Origin of the sequence: Streptomyces sp. AC1-42W, from assembly GCF_003248355.1 — a bacterium.
GTDB lineage: Bacteria > Actinomycetota > Actinomycetes > Streptomycetales > Streptomycetaceae > Streptomyces.
In genome coordinates, this window is sequence record NZ_QKWY01000001.1 from 1,150,769 (window position 1) to 1,171,736 (window position 20,968).

The window sequence follows — 20,968 nt, forward strand, 5'->3', positions numbered from 1 at the left end:
CCCGCCGAGTGCGGCAGGCATGCCCGGACCGGACCGATTTCGGCCCCGCCCACTACCCCGTCGCACCCTCCGCCAACCGCTCCGGGCACTCCGCCTTTATCCGTACCGTTAGTGTGGGGCTCCGTCCGAGACGCGCCAACAACCCGACAGAGCGCGCGTGTACACCGATGCAGCCGGGGGAACACCCCCGGACCCGGCCGGAGGGCCCGTACCTCGATGTCCGTGCACAGCCAATCGACGGCGCCGTACGCGGCCGCCGCCGCCCCAGAGTTCCCCCGGCATGTCGTCACCGCCGTGCTCGTCTCCCACGACGGCGCCCGCTGGCTGCCCGACGCGCTCGCCGGACTGCTCGGCCAGGAACGCCCCGTCCAGAGCGTCATCGCCGCCGACACCGGCAGCGCCGACGACTCCGCGCACCTGGTCACCGAGGCACTCGGCGCCGACCGGGTCCTGCACCTCGCGCGCCGCACCGGCTTCGGCACCGCCGTCGACGAGGCGAGCCGCACGGCCGGCGTCCTCACCCCGGACGACCTGCCCTACCTCAAGCGCCCCAGCGGCTGGGACCCCGTCACCCGGACCTGGCACGACGAGGCGTACGAGATGCCCGAGCTGCCGCACGGCGAGCCGGTGCAGTGGCTCTGGCTGCTCCACGACGACTGCGCGCCCGCCCCCGACGCCCTCGCCGAGATGCTGCGCGTCGTCGAACACGACCCGCACGCCGCGATCGTCGGCCCCAAGCTGCGCGGCTGGTACGACCGCCGCCAGCTCCTCGAAGTCGGCGTCTCCATCGCCAACAGCGGACGCCGCTGGACCGGCCTCGACCGCCGCGAGCAGGACCAGGGCCAGCACGACCAGGTCCGCACCGTGCTGTCCGTCTCCACCGCCGGCATGCTCATCCGCCGCGACGTCTGGGAGGAACTGGGCGGCTTCGACCGCAGGCTCCCGCTCATGCGCGACGACGTCGACCTGTGCTGGCGCGCCCACCTGGCCGGACACCGCGTCCTCGTCGCCCCCGACGCCGTCCTGCGGCACGCCGAGGCGTCCGCCCGCGAACGCCGCCCCATCGACTGCGCCGGCCGCAATGTCGCCAGCCCGCACCGCGTGGACAAGGCCGGCGCCGTCTACACCATGCTCGTCAACGCGCGCGGCAAGAAGCTGCCCTGGGTCATGCTGCGGCTCGTCGTCGGCACCTTGCTGCGCACCCTCGCCTACCTCGTCGGCAAGGTCCCCGGCCAGGCACTCGACGAGGTCACCGGCCTCCTCAGCACCCTGCTGCGCCCCGGCCGCATCCTGGCCGCCCGCCGCGCCCGCGGCAAGGGCGCCGTGGACCCCGCCGAACTGCGCGGCCTCTTCCCCGCACCCGGCGCCACCGTCCGCGCCACCGTCGAACAGGTCGCCGGAAACTTCGGCGGCGGCTCCGAAGCCGACTCCGGCGGCTCCCGGCACGGCGCCGTCGAATCCGGACCCGGCGGCGACGACGCCGACTACCTGGAGATCGACCAGTTCGCCCGGCTCAAGAAGGTCGGCCGCAAGCCCGGCCCGGTCCTCTTCGCCGTCCTGCTCCTGGTCTCCCTCGTCGCCTGCCGCAACCTCATCGGCGGCGGCGCCCTGGCCGGCGGCGCCCTGCTGCCCGCCCCCGGCGACGTCTCCGACCTCTGGGGCAAGTACGCGGACGGCTGGCACACCATCGGCACCGGCGGCACCGAGAACGCCCCGCCCTACCTCGCCGTGATCGCCGCCCTGTCCGCGCTGTTCCTCGGCTCCACCGGCCTCGCGCTCACCCTGCTGCTCGTCTGCTCGGTCCCGCTCGCCGGACTCACCGCCTACTTCGCCACCCGCCCGCTGCTGCCTTCCCGGCTGCTGCGCGCCTGGGCGAGCATCGCGTACGCCTTCCTGCCCGCCGCCACCGGCGCCCTGGCGACCGGCCGCCTCGGCACCGCCGTCCTGGCCGTCCTGCTCCCGCTGCTCGCCCGCACGGCCGTCTCCGCGCACGGCATGCGGGCCACCGGCGACGCCCGCGGCAGCTGGCGCGCCACCTGGGCGTACACGCTGCTCCTCACCCTCGCGACGGCCTTCACCCCGATCGTGTGGCCGCTCGCCGTGGTCCTCGGCCTCGGCGTCCTGGTCCTGCGGCGCGGCGACATCACGGCGTACGCGCTGCGCTTCCTGGCCGCCGTCGGCACCCCGCTGCTCGTCCTCGCGCCCTGGTCGCTGTCGCTGCTGTCCAGCCCGTCCGCGTTCCTGACGGAAGCCGGCCTGGAGACCGGTACGGGCTCCGCCTCCGCGCTGGACCTGCTCGGCATCAGCCCCGGCGGGCCGAAGGCGGCGGGCGGCGTCCTGCTGCTGGGCATCGTCCTCGCCGCGCTCGCCGCCCTGCTGCGCGGCGAGCGGCAGTTCGCCGTACGGACCGCCTGGGTGGCCGCGCTGGTCTCCCTCGCCTTCGCCGGCCTCGCCAACGGCTCCGGCTGGGCCGGCCCCGCCACGCTGGTCTACGGCGCCGCCCTCATCGCCGCCGCGCTGGTCGGCGCGGACGGCGCCCGCATCCGCGTCGCCGAACTGAGCTTCGGCTGGCGCCAGCCGGTCGCCGTCCTGATCGCCCTCGCGGCGGCCCTGGCCCCCGCGCTGGCCGCCGCCGGCTGGATGATCGGCGGCGCGTCGGGCCCGCTGGAACGCCGCGACCCGGTCCAGGTGCCCGCGTTCGTCGCGGAGGAGAGCGGCACCCGCGACCAGCCGCGCACCCTGGTCCTGGGCGGCACCTCGCCCGCCTCCGTCGACTACACCCTGGTCCGGGGCTCCGGCGCCCGGCTCGGCGACGCGGAACTGGCCGCGGCCCAGGGCGGCAACAGCCACCTCGACAAGGTCGTCGCCAACCTGGTCGCCGGCTCCGGCGCCGACCAGGGCAGCCAGCTCAGCGGCTTCGCGATCCGCTACGTCCTCGTGCGCGACGGGGCGCCCAAGCAGATGAGCCGGGTGCTCGACGCCACCCCCGGCCTCAGCCGGCTCAGCCAGCTGGACGGCAGCGCCCTGTGGCGGGTGGACCGACAGGTCTCCCGGATCATGATCGTCCCGTCCGCCGCCGGCGACGAGCCGCTCCCGGTGGGCTCCCGGCCGGTCGAGGCACACACCAAGATCCCGGCGGGCGCCGCCGGCCGGGTCCTGCGGATCGCCGACGCCGCCGACCCCGGCTGGCAGGCCACCCTCAACGGCCGCGCGCTCACCGCGAAGACCGTGGACGGCTGGGCCCAGGGCTTCGAACTGCCCGCCGAGGGCGGCACCCTGGACCTCACGTACGAGGAACCCTTCACGCACACCGTGTGGATCTGGACGCAGATCGCGCTCGCCGTGGTCCTGGTCGTCATGGCCCTGCCGGGCCGCCGCCGCGAGATCGACGACGACCTGCCCGAGGAGGCCGAGGCCGTCGCCGCCGAACCGGTGGCCGGAGAGGGCCGCCGGGCCCGCCGGCTGCGCGCCGCCGCCCTGGCCGAGAGCGAGGCCGCCGCCGCGCAGCAGGGCGCCGAGGGTTCACCCGAGCCCGACGCGACCGGCGAGCAGCCGGCGTACGTTCCCGCCCAGCAGGACGCCGAAACCGGCCCGGCCGCCCCGGAGAGCGCCCCGGAAGGTGCCCCGGACGCGGAAGCCGCATACGTACCGCAGCAGCAGTACGGCGACTGGGACGCCCAGCAGGGCCAGTACCAGGACCCGGGCTACCCGCAGTACCAGGACGGGCCGTACGCGGACGGGCAGCGGCAGCCGGACGCCGGCGGCTACGACCCGTACGGCTATCCGCAGCAGCAGGGCGAGTACGGCGCGCTCGGCCAGGACCCGTACCAGGGCGGCGGCTACCCGCAGTACCAGGGCGGTCAGTACGCGGACCCGTACGGCGGCCAGGCGTACGACCCGGCCCCGTACGACCCCAACGGCTACGACGCCGACGGCGGGCAGTACGGCGAGCAGCGCCCGTACGACCCGCAGAACCCCGAGAACCCCGGCACGGGCCAGAACCCGTGGCCGACCGGTAACGCATCGCGAGGCGAGTCCGAGTGAAGTCCACCAGCAGCCTGTCCCTCATCGCCGGGGTCGTCGCCCTGGCCGCCGTCACCGGGTTCGCCGCGCTCAACGTGCCGGACGGCAGCGCCCCGGCCGAGGCGAAGACCGCCGCGCGGCTCCCCGTCGAACGGACCAGCCTGCTCTGCCCGGCACCCGGCCTCTCCGACCTCTCCGAGACGGCGTACGCGGCCTACACACCGCCGACCAAGGGCGCCGCCGGCGCGGCGGGCACAGCGGAACTCCTGTCGTCCGCGAAGGACGGCGAGAAGGCCCACAAGCCGGACGAAGAGGACGAGAAGGGCAAGGGCAAGGAGAAGGGGAAGGGCGAGAAGGACACCGGCAAGGACAAGCCGGTCGTCTCCCTCAAGGAGCCCGGCAAGCCGGCCACCGGCAAGGCGTCCGGCGCGGACTCGCCCGCGCTCGTCGGCACCGCCACCGGCCGACTGGCCCCCGGCTGGACCGCCCAGCAGACCACCACCGTCGAGGCCGGCGACGGACGCGGCATCCTCGGCATCAGCTGCACCGTGCCCGACACGGACTTCTGGTTCCCCGCGGCGAGCACCGCCAAGACCCGCGAGGACTACGTCCACCTCACCAACCCGGACGACACCGCCGCCGTCGCCGACATCGAGCTGTACGGGCCGGACGGCTCGCTCAAGTCCGACGTGGGCGAGGGCATCACCGTCCCGGCCGGCTCCGGCGTCCGGGTCCTCATCTCGACGCTCACCAGCAAGGCCGTCGACGATGTGACCGTGCACGTCACCACCCGCTCCGGACGGGTCGGCGCGGCCCTGCGGACCGCCGACGACGAGACCGGCAGCGACTGGCTCGCCGCCTCCGCCGAACCCGCCGGCACCGTCGTACTGCCCGGCATCCCGGCCGACGCGACCTCCGTACGGCTGGTCGCCTTCGCCCCCGGCGACGACGACGCCGACCTCCGGATCAAGCTCGTCGGCAAGTCCGGCACGATCACCCCGGCCGGCCACGAGGAACTGCACATCAAGTCGAACATGACCGCGGCCCTCGACCTCAAGGACCTCACCCGGGGCCAGACCGGCTCACTGATGCTGGTGCCCGCCGAGAAGAACAGGGCCACCCCCGTCGTCGCCGCGCTGCGGATCGTCCGGGGCAAGGGCGACAAGCGCGAGGTCGCCTACATCCCGGCGACCGGCCCGGTCGGCGCCCGCGCGACCGTCGCCGGAAACGGCGCCAAGAACTCCGCCCTCGCCCTCACCGCCTCCGCGGCCGCCGCCACCGTCGAGGTCACCGCCTCCGCGGGCAGCGGCGGCGGCACGCCGGTCAGCAAGACGTACAAGATCCCCGCCGGCACCACCCTGGCCGTCACCCCGCCCGTGCCCACGGGCCTCAAGGGCAGCTACGCGCTGACCGTCGAGACCCGGTCCGGCGGCCCGGTCCACGCGTCCCGCACGCTCACGGAGAAGGTGAACGGCATCGAGATGTTCACCGTGCAGACCCTCCCCGACGACCGGGGCACGGTGGAGGTCCCGGCCGCCCGGCAGGACCTGACGGTCCTCGACGACTGAGGAACCGGACCGGAGGCGGGGCCCCGCCGCGAGCGCGGCCGGGCCCCGCCTCAGTCCTGTCCGTACCGGGGATCGACGGACTCGGGCGCCAGGCCCAGCAGCTCCGCGACCTGCTCCACGACGATCTCGTGAATCAGCAGCGCACGCTCGTCCCGGCTCTTGGTCCGCAGCTCGACCGGCCGCCGGTACACCGCGATCTGCGCCGGCCGGTCCTTCCGGGCGGAGACCGCACTGCCCAGCGGAACCGTCTCCTCCGCCTTCTCCGGCACCTCCAGGACGACGAAATCGACCTCGGCCAGCTGCGGCCAGCGCCGCTCCAGCCGCTCCACGGAGTCCTGGACGAGATCGCGGAAGTGGTCCGCGCGGCTCATGGACAGCGGGACCTGCGGCGGGGCGACGGGCCCGCGCATCCCGCGGCCGTGGCGGTCACGGCGCCGCGGCCGCGGCTCGGACGGGGGCGGTACAGGACTGTCCATCACCGACGCAGCCTAACCTCGGGCTTTCATGAGGTGGGCTGTCCGAAGCGTGATCGAAAACGTGAGAAGTGCTCCTGACCTGCAACGATGGGACTTGTCGAAGGTCCAGATCGTGCCGTGGAAAGAAGCACTTCTCAGGTGAAGAAGCGTATCGGGTCGTACCCGCGTATCCGCATCGAGGGCGGCGGCCGGGCGGTGGTCTCCCAGGCCGGGGGCGTGCTGCTGGTCGAGACGGTCCGCAAGGCCGGGCTGGACACCGCGATATCCGCGGCGCTGGCGCCGTGGCGGAAGGCTCGGGCGGTGCACGACCCGGGCAAGATCCTGCTGGACGTGGCCCTCGCGGTCGCGCTGGGCGGCGACTGCCTGGCCGATGCCGGGATGCTGCGGGCCGAGCCGGCCGTGTTCGGCCCGGTGGCCTCCGACCCGACCGTCTCCCGCCTCGTCGACACCCTGGCCGAGTCCGGCCCGAAGGCTCTGAACGCGATCCGGTCCGCGCGGGCCGAAGTACGCGAACGAATATGGAAGTTGGCGGGATCCTCGTCGCCGGACGCCTCCGGGCAGGTGATCGTCGACCTGGACGGGGTGCTGGTACTGGCCCACTCCGACAAGCAGGACGCGGCCGCGACCTGGAAGAAGACCTTCGGACATCACCCGCTGGTGGGCTTCGTCGACCACGGAAGCGGCGGCACCGGCGAGCCGGTGGCCGCGCTGCTGCGGCCCGGGAACGCGGGCAGCAACACCGCCGCCGACCACATCACCACGGCCCGACTCGCCCTGGCCCAACTGCCGAACAAGTACCGGCGCGGACGCCAGACGCTCATTCGTACCGACTCCGGCGGTGGCACCCACGAGTTCGTCGCCTGGCTCGCCCAGCGGGGCAGGTGGCTGTCGTACTCGGTCGGCATGACCATCACCGACGCCATCCACCAGGCCGTCCTCAAGATCCCGCCCGCCGCCTGGACAGTGGCCGTCGAACCGGAAGGTGAGATCCGTGACGGCGCCTGGGTCGCCGAACTCGACGGTGACGTCCTCAAGGGCTGGCCGCAGGGGATGCGGCTGATCGTCCGCAAGGAACGCCCGCACCCCGGCGCCCAGTTGCGCCTCACCGATGCCGACGGACTGCGGCTCACGGCGTTCGCGACCAACACCACCGGCGTTCCGATCGCCGCACTCGAACTCCGGCACCGCCAACGCGCGAGAGCCGAGGACCGCATCCGAAACGCCCGCGCCACCGGCCTGCGCAACCTGCCACTCCACGACGCCGCACAGAACCAGATCTGGCTGGAGATCGTCCAAATCGCCCTCGACCTGCTGGCCTGGATGCCCATGCTCGCCCTCACCGGGCAAACCCGCAGGTGGGAGCCCCGGCGGCTGAGGCTCCGACTGTTTTCCGCCGCCGCTCAGCTCGTCACCACCGCCCGCCGCCGACACCTGAGATTCGCAGGCCACTGGCCCTGGACCGACCTGATCACCGACGCCATCGCCCGACTCGAAGCTCTCCCGAACCCCGGCTGACCAGCACGTCCCCGCCCCTGCGAGCAGCACCACCCCGACCGGAGCCGTGGAACCCGGCGCCCACCCGACGCGACAGCCGGGCCATCAGCCTGCCCGCCACCCGCCCGAACAGCCGAAACGGCCCGCCGGAGGAACCGACGGACCGTCACGAAAGATCGAGGCTAACGCCGCCGGAGTCCGCCCGGCCGGAGCCCGCCGAACCGCCCCGGCACGCCCGGTCCGCTCCGGAACGTCCCAGCTGTCCGCAGCTGTCCGCACTTGAGCGATCCGGCCACAGGAGAGCCCTTTCCGGCCCCGCTCCCGACCACCGGACCGTCGCCTTGTGAAAGCTTCACGACGCGACGGTGACCGGAATCATGATCGCCCCGGCCTCCGCCACCTCTCCTCCGCGCAGGTCAGGGGAGCTGCCCGGGGGCGCCCTGTGCCGGACGTCACAGGGCGACACGGAGGGGTGAGCCGGGGGAGAGTCGTCGCAGCCCGCTCAAGAGTGCGGTACCGTCCAACATCGTGAGCCCTGTACGTCGCTGTTCGCGCACCGCGTGCGGCCGCCCTGCCGTCGCGACACTGACGTACGTCTATGCCGACTCGACTGCGGTCCTCGGCCCGCTCGCCACCTACGCCGAGCCCCACTGCTACGACCTCTGTGCCGAGCACAGCGAGCGGCTGACCGCGCCACGGGGCTGGGAAGTCGTCCGGCTCTCCGACCCCTCCGCGCCCAGCCGCCCCAGCGGCGACGACCTGGAAGCGCTTGCCAACGCCGTACGGGAGGCCGCCCGGCCGCCCGAGCGCGGCGACGGCCCCCGCGGCGGCCCGCGCACCGCGGACCCGATGGAGGTCGCCCGCAGGGGCCACCTCCGCGTCCTGCGCTCACCCGACTCCTGAGCGGCCTTCGGCTGCCGGGTAGTTTGGCGGTCCGAAGAAACCCCAGGAGGACCGGCCCGTGACCGCAGACCTGTCGCAGCTCGTGAAGGCGTACGACGTGCGCGGAGTCGTGCCCGACCAGTGGGACGAGGAGCTGGCCGCCCTCTTCGGAGCGGCGTTCGTCGAGGTGACCGGCGCGGACGAGATCGTGATCGGCCACGACATGCGCCCCACCTCCCCCGCCCTGTCCGGCGCCTTCGCACGCGGCGCGGCCGGGCGCGGCGCCGACGTCACGATGATCGGCCTCTGCTCGACGGACCAGCTGTACTACGCCTCCGGCGCACTGGACCTGCCCGGCGCCATGTTCACGGCCTCGCACAATCCGGCGCGCTACAACGGCATCAAGATGTGCCGGGCGGGCGCCGCCCCGGTCGGCCAGGACACCGGTCTGGCCGAGATCCGCACGCTGGCCGAGGAGTGGTCCGAGAAGGGCGCCCCCGAGCCGGTCGCCCAGCCGGGCACGGTCACCGAACGCGACACCCTCGCGGACTACGCCGCCCATCTGCTCTCGCTGGTGGACCTGACGAAGATCCGCCCGCTCAAGGTCGTCGTGGACGCGGGCAACGGCATGGGCGGCCACACGGTCCCCACCGTCTTCGACGGCCTGCCCGTGGATCTGGTCCCGATGTACTTCGAACTGGACGGCACCTTCCCGAACCACGAGGCCAACCCGCTGGACCCGAAGAACATCACGGACCTCCAGGCCCGAGTGCTGGCCGAGCGCGCCGACCTGGGCCTGGCCTTCGACGGCGACGCGGACCGCTGCTTCGTCGTGGACGAACGCGGCGAAGGCGTCTCCCCCTCGGCGATCACCGCCCTGGTCGCCGCCCGCGAACTGGCCCGCAACGGCGGACACGGCACGATCATCCACAACCTGATCACCTCCCTCTCCGTCCCCGAGGTCGTCCGCGAACACGGCGGCACCCCCGTCCGCACCCGCGTCGGCCACTCCTTCATGAAGGCCGAGATGGCCACCCACGGCGCGATCTTCGGCGGCGAGCACTCCGCCCACTACTACTTCCGCGACTTCTGGAACGCCGATACGGGCATGCTCGCCGCCCTCCACGTCCTCGCCGCCCTCGGCGGCCAGGACGGCCCCCTCTCCGCCCTGGTCGCCCAGTACGACCGCTACGCCGCATCCGGCGAGATCAACTCCGAGGTCGACGACCAGACCGCCCGCACCGCCGACGTCGAAGCCGCCTTCGCCACCCGCCCCGACGCCACCGCGGACACCCTCGACGGCCTCACGATCACCACCCCCACCTGGTGGTTCAACCTCCGCCCCTCCAACACGGAACCCCTGCTCCGCCTGAACGTGGAGGCGAGGGACGAGAAGACGATGAAAACGATCCGAGACGAGGTACTGAGCCTGATCAGGGGGTAACCCAGCTCCAACGCGCAACCCCAGCCTCGCCGGCGTTTGAGGCGCGGGGTCCGGGGCAGAGCCCCGCGAACCCCAGCCACGCCACCCCCAGCCCCTCCGGCGTTTGAGGAGCGGGGCTCCGGGGCAGCGCCCCGGTTTCGGGAAGGGGCGGGGTGGGGAACAGGCCCGCCGCAGGCGCCCGCCACACGCGCGCCCCACCCCACCCCGGAGGTACGCTGACCTCGCCCCCAAGGGGCCCCGCCCCACCCCGAAGAACACCCGGAAGAACACCCCGCCCGAAGGGACACCCCATGCCGCTGGAAGCCGGCCTCCTGGAGATCCTGGCCTGCCCGGCCTGCCACGCCCCCCTGGACGACAGGACGGCAGCCGACACCCCGGAACTCATCTGCACCGGCACCGACTGCGGTCTCGCCTACCCGGTCCGCGACGGCATCCCCGTACTCCTCGTCGACGAGGCCCGCCGCCCCGCGTAACGGCCCACCCGCACCGGCGCGACAGCGCCCCCGCGCAACCGCCGAACCGGCGATCGGAGGACCGCCCCATGCTCGACGAGTCGTTGCTCGACGCCCCCGACGCACTGGCCCGAGCCGACCGCCGCGACCTGCTCCGCGGCGCCGCCGAGGCCGGCGCCCGGGTCCGCAGCGCCGCCCGGCACGCGGCGGAGGCCGGGATCACCGAGCTGAAACCGGAGGGCCGCCCGCGCGCCGTCCTCGTCGCCGGCCCCGGCACCGCCGCGACCGGCGTCGCGGACCTGATCACCGCACTCGCCGGCGCCTCCGCCCCGGTCACCCGCATCCGCCCGAGCGGCGTCGCCCCCGCCCCCGGAGCCCTGCGCTGGACGCTGCCCGGCTGGGCCGGCTCCGTCGACCTGCTCCTCATCGCCACGGCGGACGGCTCCGAACCGGGCCTCGCCCTCCTCGCGGAGCAGGCGTACCGCCGGGGCTGCACGGTCGTCGCCGTCGCCCCCCTCCGCTCCCCGCTGCGCGAGGCGGTGCACGGGGTGCACGGCCTGGTCGTCCCGATGGCCACCGCCCCGCACGGCGAGTACGACGCCGAGACATCGGCCGCCGGACCCGGCACCCTCTGGGCCCTGTTCACCCCGCTGCTCGCCCTGCTCGACCGCGTCGGCCTGGTCACCGCCCCCGCCGAAGCACTCCAGGCCGTCGCCGACCGCCTGGACCGTACGGCGGAACGCTGCGGCCCGGCCGTCGCCACGTACGGCAACCCGGCCAAGACCCTCGCCGCCGAACTCGCGGACAGCCTGCCGCTGATCTGGACCGAGGGCGACGCGGCCGGCCCGGTCGGCCGCCGCTTCGCCGCCGTCCTGGCGGAGCTGTCGGGCCGCCCGGCCCTGGCCGCCGCACTCCCGGAGGCGCTCCCGGCACACGGCGGCCTGCTGGCCGGCGCCTTCGCGGCGGGTGCCGACCCGGACGACTTCTTCCGCGACCGCGTCGAGGAACCGGAACCACTGCACGCCCGTGTGGTGCTGCTCCGGGACCGCCCGGTCGGCGGCCTGAGCGCGGCCCCGGCCGCCCGCGAACTGGCCCTCGGCCACGACACGGCGATCAGCGAACTGGAACCGGAAGAGGGCAGCATGCTGGAATCCCTCGCCGAACTGCTCGCCGTCACCGACTTCGCCGCCGTCTACCTGGCCCTCGCCTCCCGAGCGGGCGCCTGAACGACCCCGTACGCCCGGCGCCCCGCACACCGCACCACACCCGGCAACACGAGGACAGAACCCATGGACCGCCTCTCCAACACCGTGCGCCCGTACGCCTGGGGCTCGACGACCGCGATCCCCGCCCTCCTCGGCACCGCCCCCACCGGCGAGCCGCAGGCGGAGATGTGGATGGGCGCCCACCCCGGAGCCCCCTCCCGGATCACCCGCACCGACACCACCGACACCAGCGTCCCCGCCACGTCCACCCCCGCCGAGCAGCCGCTCACCGACGTCATCGCCGCCGACCCGGCCCGCGAACTCGGCGCGGCGACCGTCGACAAGTTCGGCCCCCGGCTGCCCTTCCTCCTCAAGCTGCTCGCCGCGGGCGCCCCCCTCTCCCTCCAGGTGCACCCGGACCTCGACCGGGCGAAGGCGGGCTACGCGGACGAGGAGCGCCGGTCCGTCCCGATCGACGCGCCCCACCGCACGTACAAGGACGCCAATCACAAGCCCGAACTGATCTGCGCGCTCACCCCCTTCGAGGGCCTGTGCGGATTCCGCCGGCCGCTGGAGACGGCCGCCGCGATGGAGGGCCTGGGCGTCGACTCCCTCAAGCCGTACGCGGACCTGCTGCGCGCCCAGCCCGAGGAGGCCGCCCTGCGCGAGGTGCTGACGGCGGTGCTCACCGCGGACCCGGAGGAGATGGCCGACACGGTGACCGCCGTCGCGGACGCCTCGGAACGGCTCGGCGGCGACTACGCCCCGTACGCCCGTATCGCCCACCACTTCCCCGGCGACGCCGGCGTCGCCGCGGCCATGCTGCTCAACCACGTACGGCTCCAGCCCGGCGAGGCGCTGTTCCTCGGCGCCGGCGTCCCGCACGCCTACCTCGATGGCCTCGGCGTCGAGATCATGGCCAACTCCGACAACGTGCTGCGCTGCGGCCTCACCCCCAAGCACATCGACGTCCCCGAACTCCTGCGCGTCGTCCGTTTCGAGGCCACCGATCCGGGCATCCTGCGCCCGGAGGCGTCCCCGTCCGGCGAGGAGGTGTACGAGACCCCGGTCGACGAGTTCCGCCTCTCCCGCTTCGACCTGTCGCCCGGCGCCGCCCCCGCCGACCTGACCGCGGCCACCCCGCAGATCCTGCTCTGCACCGCGGGCACCGCCGAGGCCGGTGACCTGGGACTCCGCCCCGGCGATTCGGTCTTCGTACCGGCCGGCGAGCAGGTGAGCGTCTCCGGAACCGGCACACTCTTCCGTGCCACAGTGGTGGCCTGACGCAGCGTCCGAGACGACGGCTGCGTAATGTGCCGCCATGGCGCGGCCGCCGGAGCCGCACACCGAAGAAGGGACACCGAGCACCCATGAGTGCGTCAGGCGGAACCAAGGCGATCGTGGCGGCCCTCGGCGCCAACCTCGCGATCGCCGTGGCCAAATTCGTCGCCTTCCTGTTCAGCGGCTCCTCGTCGATGCTCGCGGAGAGCGTCCACTCGCTGGCGGACTCCGGCAACCAGGGGCTGCTGCTGCTCGGCGGCAAACGCGCCCAGCGCGAGGCCACCCCGCAGCACCCCTTCGGCTACGGCCGCGAGCGCTACATCTACGCCTTCCTCGTCTCCATCGTCCTGTTCTCGGTCGGTGGCATGTTCGCGGTGTACGAGGGCTACGAGAAGATCCGCCACCCCCACGAGCTGGAGGCCTGGTACTGGCCGGTCGGCGTCCTGATCTTCGCGATCATCGCCGAGGGCTTCTCCTTCCGTACGGCCATCAAGGAGTCCAACGAGTCGCGCGGCTCGCTCAACTGGACGGAGTTCATCCGCCGTGCGAAGGCCCCCGAGCTGCCGGTCGTCCTGCTGGAGGACTTCGGCGCGCTCATCGGTCTGATCCTCGCCCTCGGCGGCGTCGGCCTGGCCCTCGGCACCGGCAACGGCGTCTGGGACGGCATCGGCACCCTGTGCATCGGCATCCTGCTGATCACCATCGCGATCGTGCTGGCCGCCGAGACCAAGTCCCTGCTGCTCGGCGAGGCCGCCGGCACCGACCAGGTCGAGAAGATCAAGGCCGCCGCCGTGGACGGCGACACCGTCACCGGCGTCATCCACATGCGCACCCTCCACCTCGGCCCGGAGGAGCTGCTGGTCGCCGCCAAGATCGCCGTCCAGCACGACGACACCGCCGACGAGGTCGCCAACGCCATCAACGCCGCCGAGTCCCGCATCCGCGCCGCGGTCCCGATCGCCCGCGTGATCTACCTGGAGCCGGACATCTACAACGCGGCCGCCGCCGCGGCCGGCACCAACCCGGCCAAGACACCGGGCGGCCACCCGGCCCCCGCCGAACCGGCCGACCCGACCGGACCGACGGAATCCGGCCACTGACCGAACCGGACCCGCCATCGCCCGCGCGTCGCAGCCGCTTCCACCCCGGACCCGCCCCGGTGGACTGGGAGCGGCTGCGCCGTTCGGTGTAGATTCGACGGCAGTGTCAGACGTCGCTGCTGATGGCGGTCGATCGGTCCGTACGCCGGACCGGCCGAGGGAGAGAGGGCCTCCGACGGACTGCGCTGCGAGCGCTCGGGCATTCGTGTGCCCAGCGCCGCAGAGCCGCCCTACCCACCCTCGACTCCATCACGAGGAGCAGCCCGTTATGACGACGGCCAACCGACCCGACTTCAAGGTCGCCGACCTCTCCCTCGCCGCCTTCGGCCGCAAGGAGATCACCCTCGCCGAGCACGAGATGCCCGGCCTGATGTCGATCCGCAAGGAGTACGCCGCCGCGCAGCCGCTGGCCGGCGCCCGCATCACCGGCTCGCTGCACATGACCGTGCAGACGGCCGTGCTCATCGAGACGCTGGTCGCCCTCGGTGCCGAGGTGCGCTGGGCCTCCTGCAACATCTTCTCCACCCAGGACCACGCCGCCGCCGCCATCGCGGTCGGCCCGAACGGCACCCCCGAGGTCCCCGCCGGCGTCCCCGTCTTCGCCTGGAAGGGCGAGACGCTCGAAGAGTACTGGTGGTGCACGGAGCAGGCCCTGACCTGGCCGAACACGCCCACCGGCGGCCCCAACATGATCCTGGACGACGGCGGCGACGCCACCCTCCTGGTGCACAAGGGCGTCGAGTTCGAGAAGGCCGGCGCGGCCCCGGACCCGGCGACGGCGGACAGCGAGGAGTACGCGCACATCCTCACGCTGCTCAACCGCACGCTGGGTGAGTCCCCCCAGAAGTGGACCCAGCTGGCCTCCGAGATCCGCGGCGTCACGGAGGAGACCACGACCGGTGTGCACCGGCTGTACGAGATGCACCGCGACGGCACCCTCCTGTTCCCGGCGATCAACGTCAACGACGCGGTCACCAAGTCGAAGTTCGACAACAAGTACGGCTGCCGCCACTCGCTGATCGACGGCATCAACCGCGCCACCGACGTCCTGATCGGCGGCAAGACCGCCGTCGTCTGCGGCTACGGCGACGTGGGCAAGGGCTGCGCGGAGTCCCTGCGCGGCCAGGGCGCCCGCGTGATCATCACCGAGATCGACCCCATCTGCGCCCTCCAGGCGGCGATGGACGGCTACCAGGTCGCCACCCTCGACGATGTCGTCGAGCAGGCCGACATCTTCGTCACCACGACGGGCAACAAGGACATCATCATGGCCTCCGACATGGCCCGGATGAAGCACCAGGCCATCGTCGGGAACATCGGCCACTTCGACAACGAGATCGACATGGCCGGGCTCGCCAGGATCGACGGCATCGTCAAGGACGAGGTCAAGCCGCAGGTCCACACCTGGACGTTCCCGGACGGCAAGGTCCTCATCGTGCTGTCCGAGGGCCGCCTGCTGAACCTGGGCAACGCCACCGGCCACCCCTCGTTCGTGATGTCCAACTCGTTCGCGGACCAGACCCTGGCCCAGATCGAGCTGTTCACCAAGCCCGAGGAGTACCCGACCGACGTCTACGTGCTGCCCAAGCACCTCGACGAGAAGGTCGCCCGCCTCCACCTCGACGCGCTCGGCGTGAAGCTGACGACGCTCCGCCCCGAGCAGGCCGCGTACATCGGTGTCCAGGTCGAGGGCCCGTACAAGCCGGACCACTACCGCTACTGACCCCGCGACCCCGCCCCCGGACCGCCCGGTCTCAGACCGGCCGGCCCGGCGGCGCCGGGCACTCAGCAGCAGCGACGAACGCAGGCCCCCGCACCCCCGTGTCGGGGGCCTGCGCCGTACCGCACCCGCACGACCCGAGGACCCGAAGGACCCCATGCCCCGCGGCCGATATTCGCTCCACGACGTCCACGACCACACCCTCCTCGGCGAAGAACACTTCCACTGCGCGCCCGGCCCGTCCGGCTGGCGCTACATCTCCCAAACGACCGCCCCGTCCGGCAGTCACCTGGGCTCCGTCGACCTCACCCTCGACGCACTCGGCCGCCCCCTCCGACTCGAACTCCATGCCGCCGGCTGGCAGGTCCGAGGCGCCGCCCTGGAGGGCCTCACCTGGGTCCGTACCGACCCGACGGGCATCCACGCCACCGAAGGCAATGTCCGCGCCCACGCCTTCAACGGCATGTCCCCCGCCTTCCTCGTCGCGACCGCTCGCCTTCTGCGTCTCACCCCCGCTTCCCCCGAGACCCGCGTCCGGGTCGTCACCTTCACGGACCCGGTCCTCGCCCCCCGGACGACCGACCAGTCCTGGGCCCTGGTGAACAGTGAAGCGCACGCCACTGACAACGGCCCCCTGCACGTGGACGAATACCAGGTCAGCGCCCTGGACACCGGCGAACGGCACACCGTCCACATCGCCGGCGACGTGGTGCTGTCGGCCCCCGGCATCGAGCTCGAAGACCTGGACTCCCCGCCCTCCCCGCCCCCGGCACACTGACCGCACCGCGCCGCACCGGCCGCCGACCGTCAGGCGGGCGGCACGAACCCGGTGGCGGGCGGTCCAGGAACGGGATGCCGGGGAACGGCATGTCCGGGCACACCGGCGCCGGGAAGCGGAATGCCGGTAGCGGGCCCGCCGGGACGAGGCGCGCCGTCGAACCGCGCCCCGGCCGGCCGACCGCTCAGCCCCTCCGCGTGCGCGGCCTGCCACGCCCTGCGCGCGTCCCGCACCTGCCGCTCGTGCACCACGGCGGCCAGATACGCGGCGGCCGGAACGCCCGCCGGGGCCGGTACCCCGGTCCGCGCCGCGACCTCCGAGCCGAGCCGCTCCGACATGGCCCTGCCCACGTCGGCGTCGAGCTGGTGCATCCGCGTCAGGTACTGCCGGACCGCGAGCCACAGATCATCCGGAACCGCCGACAGGTCCAGCGAAGCGAACCGCCCGACCAGCCACGGGGGAGGCGGGGGAACGGCCACGGCCCGCCCCGCCGGAACCCGTTCCCGTACGACCAGGGTCCCCGCGAAGACGTCCCCGAGCCGCCGCCCGCGCGTCGAGACCAGGGACGCGACCGCGGCGACGACCCCGAACGTCATCAGGAGCTCCACGAGCCCCATCGCCCCGCGCACCAGCGCATGACGGAACCGGATGGGCCCGCCGTCGTCCCGTACGACCCGCAGCCCGCACGCCAGCTTCCCCAGCGAACGACCGCGGCTGAGCGTCTCGACGGCGATCGGACCTCCGACCGGAACCAGCAGGAACGTGGCGACGGAGACCGCGGCGAAGGCGGCGTCGTCCAGCGAACCGGCCACGAGGACCATCCCCAGCGTCACCACACCGAACACCACTCCCGTGATGATCAGATCGATAGTTGTGGCCAACGCCCGGCTCGGCAGCTTCGCCGGCCGAAGCCCCAGCACGACCGCGTCCCCGGTCACCAGCTCACTCATCGCCCCACCCCTCACAGCGGGCCCCTGCCCCGCGGCCCCACAGTCTGCCAAGCTGACCGGCAACACGCAGTCGTACGACCGGTACCCCCTTTGCCTGGAGCCGCAGCCGACCATGGACCTCGACGTCTTCGTCCACACCCATCGCATCGAGTGGGACCGGCTGGACCATCTGCTGCGCCGCGGCCGCCTGCTGACGGGCGCGGAGGCCGACGAACTCGTGGACCTCTACCAGCGCACGGCGACCCATCTGTCGCTGATCCAGTCCAGCGCCCCCGACCCGCTGCTCGTCGCACGGCTCACGCAACTGGTGGCGCGCGCCCGAGCCACGGTGACCGGTACGCGTCGGGCGTCCTGGCGCGATGTCGCGCGCTTCCTCACGGCCGGGTTCCCCGCCGCGGTCTACCGCTCCCGCCACTGGTGGATACCGACCGCGGTGCTCTCCACGCTCCTGACCGCGCTGATGGGGTGGTGGATCGGCACGCACCCGGAGGTCCAGGCGGCCATCGCGGCCCCGGAGGACCTCCGCCGCATGACGGCACCGGGCGGTGAGTACGAGACGTACTACTCCAGTCATCCGGCGGCCTCGTTCGCCGCGCAGGTATGGACGAACAACGCGCAGGCCGCCGCCATGTGCCTGGTCCTGGGCGCCTTCCTCTGCGTGCCGGTGATCTGGGTCCTCTTCGTCAACGTGGTCAACCTGGCGGTGGGCATCGGGCTGATGTCCTCGGCGGGCCGCCTCGACACGTTCCTCGGCCTGATCCTTCCGCACGGCTTGCTGGAGCTGACGGCCGTCTTTGTCGCCGCCGGCACCGGTCTCCGCCTCGGCTGGACGGTCATCGACCCTGGCCCCCGGACGCGCCGGGCGGCCCTGGCGCAACGGGGCCGGGCGGCCATCGGCATGGCGATCGGCCTGGCGCTGGTGCTGTTCGTCTCGGGCGTCATCGAGGCGTTCGTGACCCCCTCCGGCCTGCCGACCTGGGCACGCATCACGCTCGGCGTCACCGCCGAGCTGCTCTTCCTTGCGTACGTGTACGTGCTCGGCGGGCGCGCGGCCCGAGCGGGTGAAGCGGGGGACCTGGACGCGGTCGAACGAAGTGCCGAGCTGCCGATGGCCGCCTGATGTGCATGGGGCGTTACCGACCTGCTAGTGTTCTGTTCGCCCCAAAACCCGTTGACACGGTGATGCGGGGGAGGTAGATTTGAACGGTTGCCTGGGACTGGACAAGTTCGGGCGCAGTCGCTAATCTCTATCTTGCTCTCACCGGAAATTGAATTTCCGCAGAGCCATGGATTCCCGCTTTCTGAAGCAATGGAAGCCGATTAGGTTCGGTCGAAAAGCTTCTGATAAAGTCGAATCAGCCGAAAGGCAAGGCCCTTCAACAGCCACCAGAATTGAAATCCGAACCGGAAACGGGACGAAATCGATCTGGTAAGGTTGGAACCGCTGAAAAGCAAAAGCAAGACCTGCTTCGACCGGGAATCGGACACGAAAGAGTCTGATAGAGTCGAAAACGCAAGACCGAAGGGAAGCGCCCGGAGGAAAGCCCCAGAAAGTGTTCTGCGGGTGAGTACAAAGGAAGCGTCCGTTCCTTGAGAACTCAACAGCGTGCCAAAAGTCAACGCCAGATATGTTGATACCCCGGCCTGCTTCGGCAGGTTGGAGGTTCCTTTGAAAGTCCTGTGCGATCCCTTTGCGGATCGGGCAGGCAAAAACACAGCGAGGACGCAGTGGACGACGGGTCATATTCCGACCCGGTTCGTTCCGCTCTCGTGATGTGTGGTCCCGATTACGGGAAAACATTCACGGAGAGTTTGATCCTGGCTCAGGACGAACGCTGGCGGCGTGCTTAACACATGCAAGTCGAACGATGAAGCCCTTCGGGGTGGATTAGTGGCGAACGGGTGAGTAACACGTGGGCAATCTGCCCTTCACTCTGGGACAAGCCCTGGAAACGGGGTCTAATACCGGATACCACTTTCTCCCTCCTGGGAGAAGGTTGAAAGCTCCGGCGGTGAAGGATGAGCCCGCGGCCTATCAGCTAGTTGGTGGGGTAATGGCCTACCAAGGCGACGACGGGTAGCCGGCCTGAGAGGGCGACCGGCCACACTGGGACTGAGACACGGCCCAGACTCCTACGGGAGGCAGCAGTGGGGAATATTGCACAATGGGCGAAAGCCTGATGCAGCGACGCCGCGTGAGGGATGACGGCCTTCGGGTTGTAAACCTCTTTCAGCAGGGAAGAAGCGAAAGTGACGGTACCTGCAGAAGAAGCGCCGGCTAACTACGTGCCAGCAGCCGCGGTAATACGTAGGGCGCAAGCGTTGTCCGGAATTATTGGGCGTAAAGAGCTCGTAGGCGGCTTGTCGCGTCGGTTGTGAAAGCCCGGAGCTTAACTCCGGGTCTGCAGTCGATACGGGCAGGCTAGAGTGTGGTAGGGGAGATCGGAATTCCTGGTGTAGCGGTGAAATGCGCAGATATCAGGAGGAACACCGGTGGCGAAGGCGGATCTCTGGGCCATTACTGACGCTGAGGAGCGAAAGCGTGGGGAGCGAACAGGATTAGATACCCTGGTAGTCCACGCCGTAAACGTTGGGAACTAGGTGTTGGCGACATTCCACGTCGTCGGTGCCGCAGCTAACGCATTAAGTTCCCCGCCTGGGGAGTACGGCCGCAAGGCTAAAACTCAAAGGAATTGACGGGGGCCCGCACAAGCAGCGGAGCATGTGGCTTAATTCGACGCAACGCGAAGAACCTTACCAAGGCTTGACATACACCGGAAAGCATCAGAGATGGTGCCCCCCTTGTGGTCGGTGTACAGGTGGTGCATGGCTGTCGTCAGCTCGTGTCGTGAGATGTTGGGTTAAGTCCCGCAACGAGCGCAACCCTTGTTCTGTGTTGCCAGCATGCCCTTCGGGGTGATGGGGACTCACAGGAGACTGCCGGGGTCAACTCGGAGGAAGGTGGGGACGACGTCAAGTCATCATGCCCCTTATGTCTTGGGCTGCACACGTGCTACAATGGCCGGTACAATGAGCTGCGATGCCGTGAGGCGGAGCGAATCTCAAAAAGCCGGTCTCAGTTCGGATTGGGGTCTGCAACTCGACCCCATGAAGTCGGAGTTGCTAGTAATCGCAGATCAGCATTGCTGCGGTGAATACGTTCCCGGGCCTTGTACACACCGCCCGTCACGTCACGAAAGTCGGTAACACCCGAAGCCGGTGGCCCAACCCCTTGTGGGAGGGAGCTGTCGAAGGTGGGACTGGCGATTGGGACGAAGTCGTAACAAGGTAGCCGTACCGGAAGGTGCGGCTGGATCACCTCCTTTCTAAGGAGCATCTAGACCCTCTCGGGGGTCCAGAGCCACTACGTCGGCAAACGTCCGACGGTGGTCAGCTCATGGGTGGAACGTTGACTACTCGGCACGGCAAGTTGGTTGTCACTAGTACTGCTTCGGCGTGGAACGTGAACAAGTAACGGGTCGGGTCGGGCACGCTGTTGGGTATCTGAAGGTGCGGCCGTCAATGGTCGTCCTTCGGTTGCCGGCCCCAGTGAACTCGTCCCGGTTGGGATGGGGTGGTGGGTGGCTGGTCGTTG

Annotated in this window: 14 protein-coding genes and 1 rRNA gene; 13 read left to right on the top strand and 2 right to left on the bottom strand. The window is 71.4% G+C overall.

All coding sequences use genetic code 11. The features are described from left to right. The first annotated feature begins 216 nt into the window (after positions 1–216). Both DNK56_RS05290 and DNK56_RS05295 read left to right on the top strand, forming a co-directional pair. Complete coding sequence (locus tag DNK56_RS05290) at positions 217–4,044, top strand: glycosyltransferase family 2 protein (RefSeq protein ID WP_111330938.1); 3,828 nt, start codon at positions 217–219, stop codon at positions 4,042–4,044. Continuing rightward, entirely contained in the window at positions 4,041–5,591 is a 1,551-nt protein-coding gene (locus DNK56_RS05295) for a DUF5719 family protein (protein ID WP_111330939.1), read from the top strand. The genes DNK56_RS05290 and DNK56_RS05295 overlap by 4 nt, the downstream gene beginning before the upstream one ends. A gap of 50 nt (positions 5,592–5,641) precedes the next feature. On the opposite strand, the gene DNK56_RS05300 is transcribed toward DNK56_RS05295, so the two are convergent. Next, entirely contained in the window at positions 5,642–6,067 is a 426-nt protein-coding gene (locus DNK56_RS05300; protein WP_111330940.1) for a metallopeptidase family protein, read from the bottom strand. A 138-nt stretch (positions 6,068–6,205) separates the two neighbouring features. On the opposite strand from DNK56_RS05300, the gene DNK56_RS05305 reads away from it, so the two are divergent. From DNK56_RS05305 to DNK56_RS05345, 9 genes are all read left to right on the top strand, one after another. Beyond that, positions 6,206–7,582: an IS1380 family transposase gene (locus DNK56_RS05305; RefSeq protein WP_111329981.1), complete on the top strand. Its 1,377-nt coding sequence runs from the start codon at positions 6,206–6,208 to the stop codon at positions 7,580–7,582. A 507-nt stretch (positions 7,583–8,089) separates the two neighbouring features. After that, entirely contained in the window at positions 8,090–8,464 is a 375-nt protein-coding gene (locus DNK56_RS05310) for a DUF3499 domain-containing protein (protein ID WP_199563873.1), read from the top strand. Between the two features lie 58 nt (positions 8,465–8,522). Further along, on the top strand, positions 8,523–9,887 hold the full coding sequence (locus DNK56_RS05315) for a phosphomannomutase/phosphoglucomutase (RefSeq protein WP_111330942.1): 1,365 nt from the start codon (positions 8,523–8,525) through the stop codon (positions 9,885–9,887). A gap of 290 nt (positions 9,888–10,177) precedes the next feature. Further along, positions 10,178–10,360: a Trm112 family protein gene (locus DNK56_RS05320; RefSeq protein ID WP_111330943.1), complete on the top strand. Its 183-nt coding sequence runs from the start codon at positions 10,178–10,180 to the stop codon at positions 10,358–10,360. A 68-nt stretch (positions 10,361–10,428) separates the two neighbouring features. Then, complete coding sequence (locus tag DNK56_RS05325; protein WP_111330944.1) at positions 10,429–11,565, top strand: SIS domain-containing protein; 1,137 nt, start codon at positions 10,429–10,431, stop codon at positions 11,563–11,565. Positions 11,566–11,628: 63 nt separating this feature from the next. Next, the gene (gene manA / locus DNK56_RS05330) at positions 11,629–12,828 is read left to right on the top strand and encodes a mannose-6-phosphate isomerase, class I (RefSeq protein WP_111330945.1); all 1,200 of its coding nucleotides are present in this window, start codon (positions 11,629–11,631) and stop codon (positions 12,826–12,828) included. A gap of 86 nt (positions 12,829–12,914) precedes the next feature. Beyond that, the gene (locus tag DNK56_RS05335) at positions 12,915–13,925 is read left to right on the top strand and encodes a cation diffusion facilitator family transporter (protein WP_111330946.1); all 1,011 of its coding nucleotides are present in this window, start codon (positions 12,915–12,917) and stop codon (positions 13,923–13,925) included. A gap of 268 nt (positions 13,926–14,193) precedes the next feature. Continuing rightward, positions 14,194–15,648, top strand: coding sequence for an adenosylhomocysteinase (gene ahcY, locus DNK56_RS05340; protein WP_111330947.1), 1,455 nt, complete (start codon positions 14,194–14,196; stop codon positions 15,646–15,648). 154 nt (positions 15,649–15,802) lie between these two features. Beyond that, the gene (locus DNK56_RS05345; protein ID WP_111330948.1) at positions 15,803–16,423 is read left to right on the top strand and encodes a hypothetical protein; all 621 of its coding nucleotides are present in this window, start codon (positions 15,803–15,805) and stop codon (positions 16,421–16,423) included. Between the two features lie 29 nt (positions 16,424–16,452). On the opposite strand, the gene DNK56_RS05350 is transcribed toward DNK56_RS05345, so the two are convergent. Then, complete coding sequence (locus tag DNK56_RS05350) at positions 16,453–17,373, bottom strand: RDD family protein (RefSeq protein WP_111330949.1); 921 nt, start codon at positions 17,371–17,373, stop codon at positions 16,453–16,455. A 112-nt stretch (positions 17,374–17,485) separates the two neighbouring features. Here DNK56_RS05350 and DNK56_RS05355 point away from each other — a divergent pair, with 112 nt between their 5' ends. Then, positions 17,486–18,493, top strand: a complete 1,008-nt coding sequence (locus DNK56_RS05355; protein WP_111330950.1) for a stage II sporulation protein M — start codon at positions 17,486–17,488, stop codon at positions 18,491–18,493. A 680-nt stretch (positions 18,494–19,173) separates the two neighbouring features. Next, a 16S ribosomal RNA gene (locus DNK56_RS05365) occupies positions 19,174–20,699 on the top strand. Positions 20,700–20,968 lie beyond the last annotated feature (269 nt).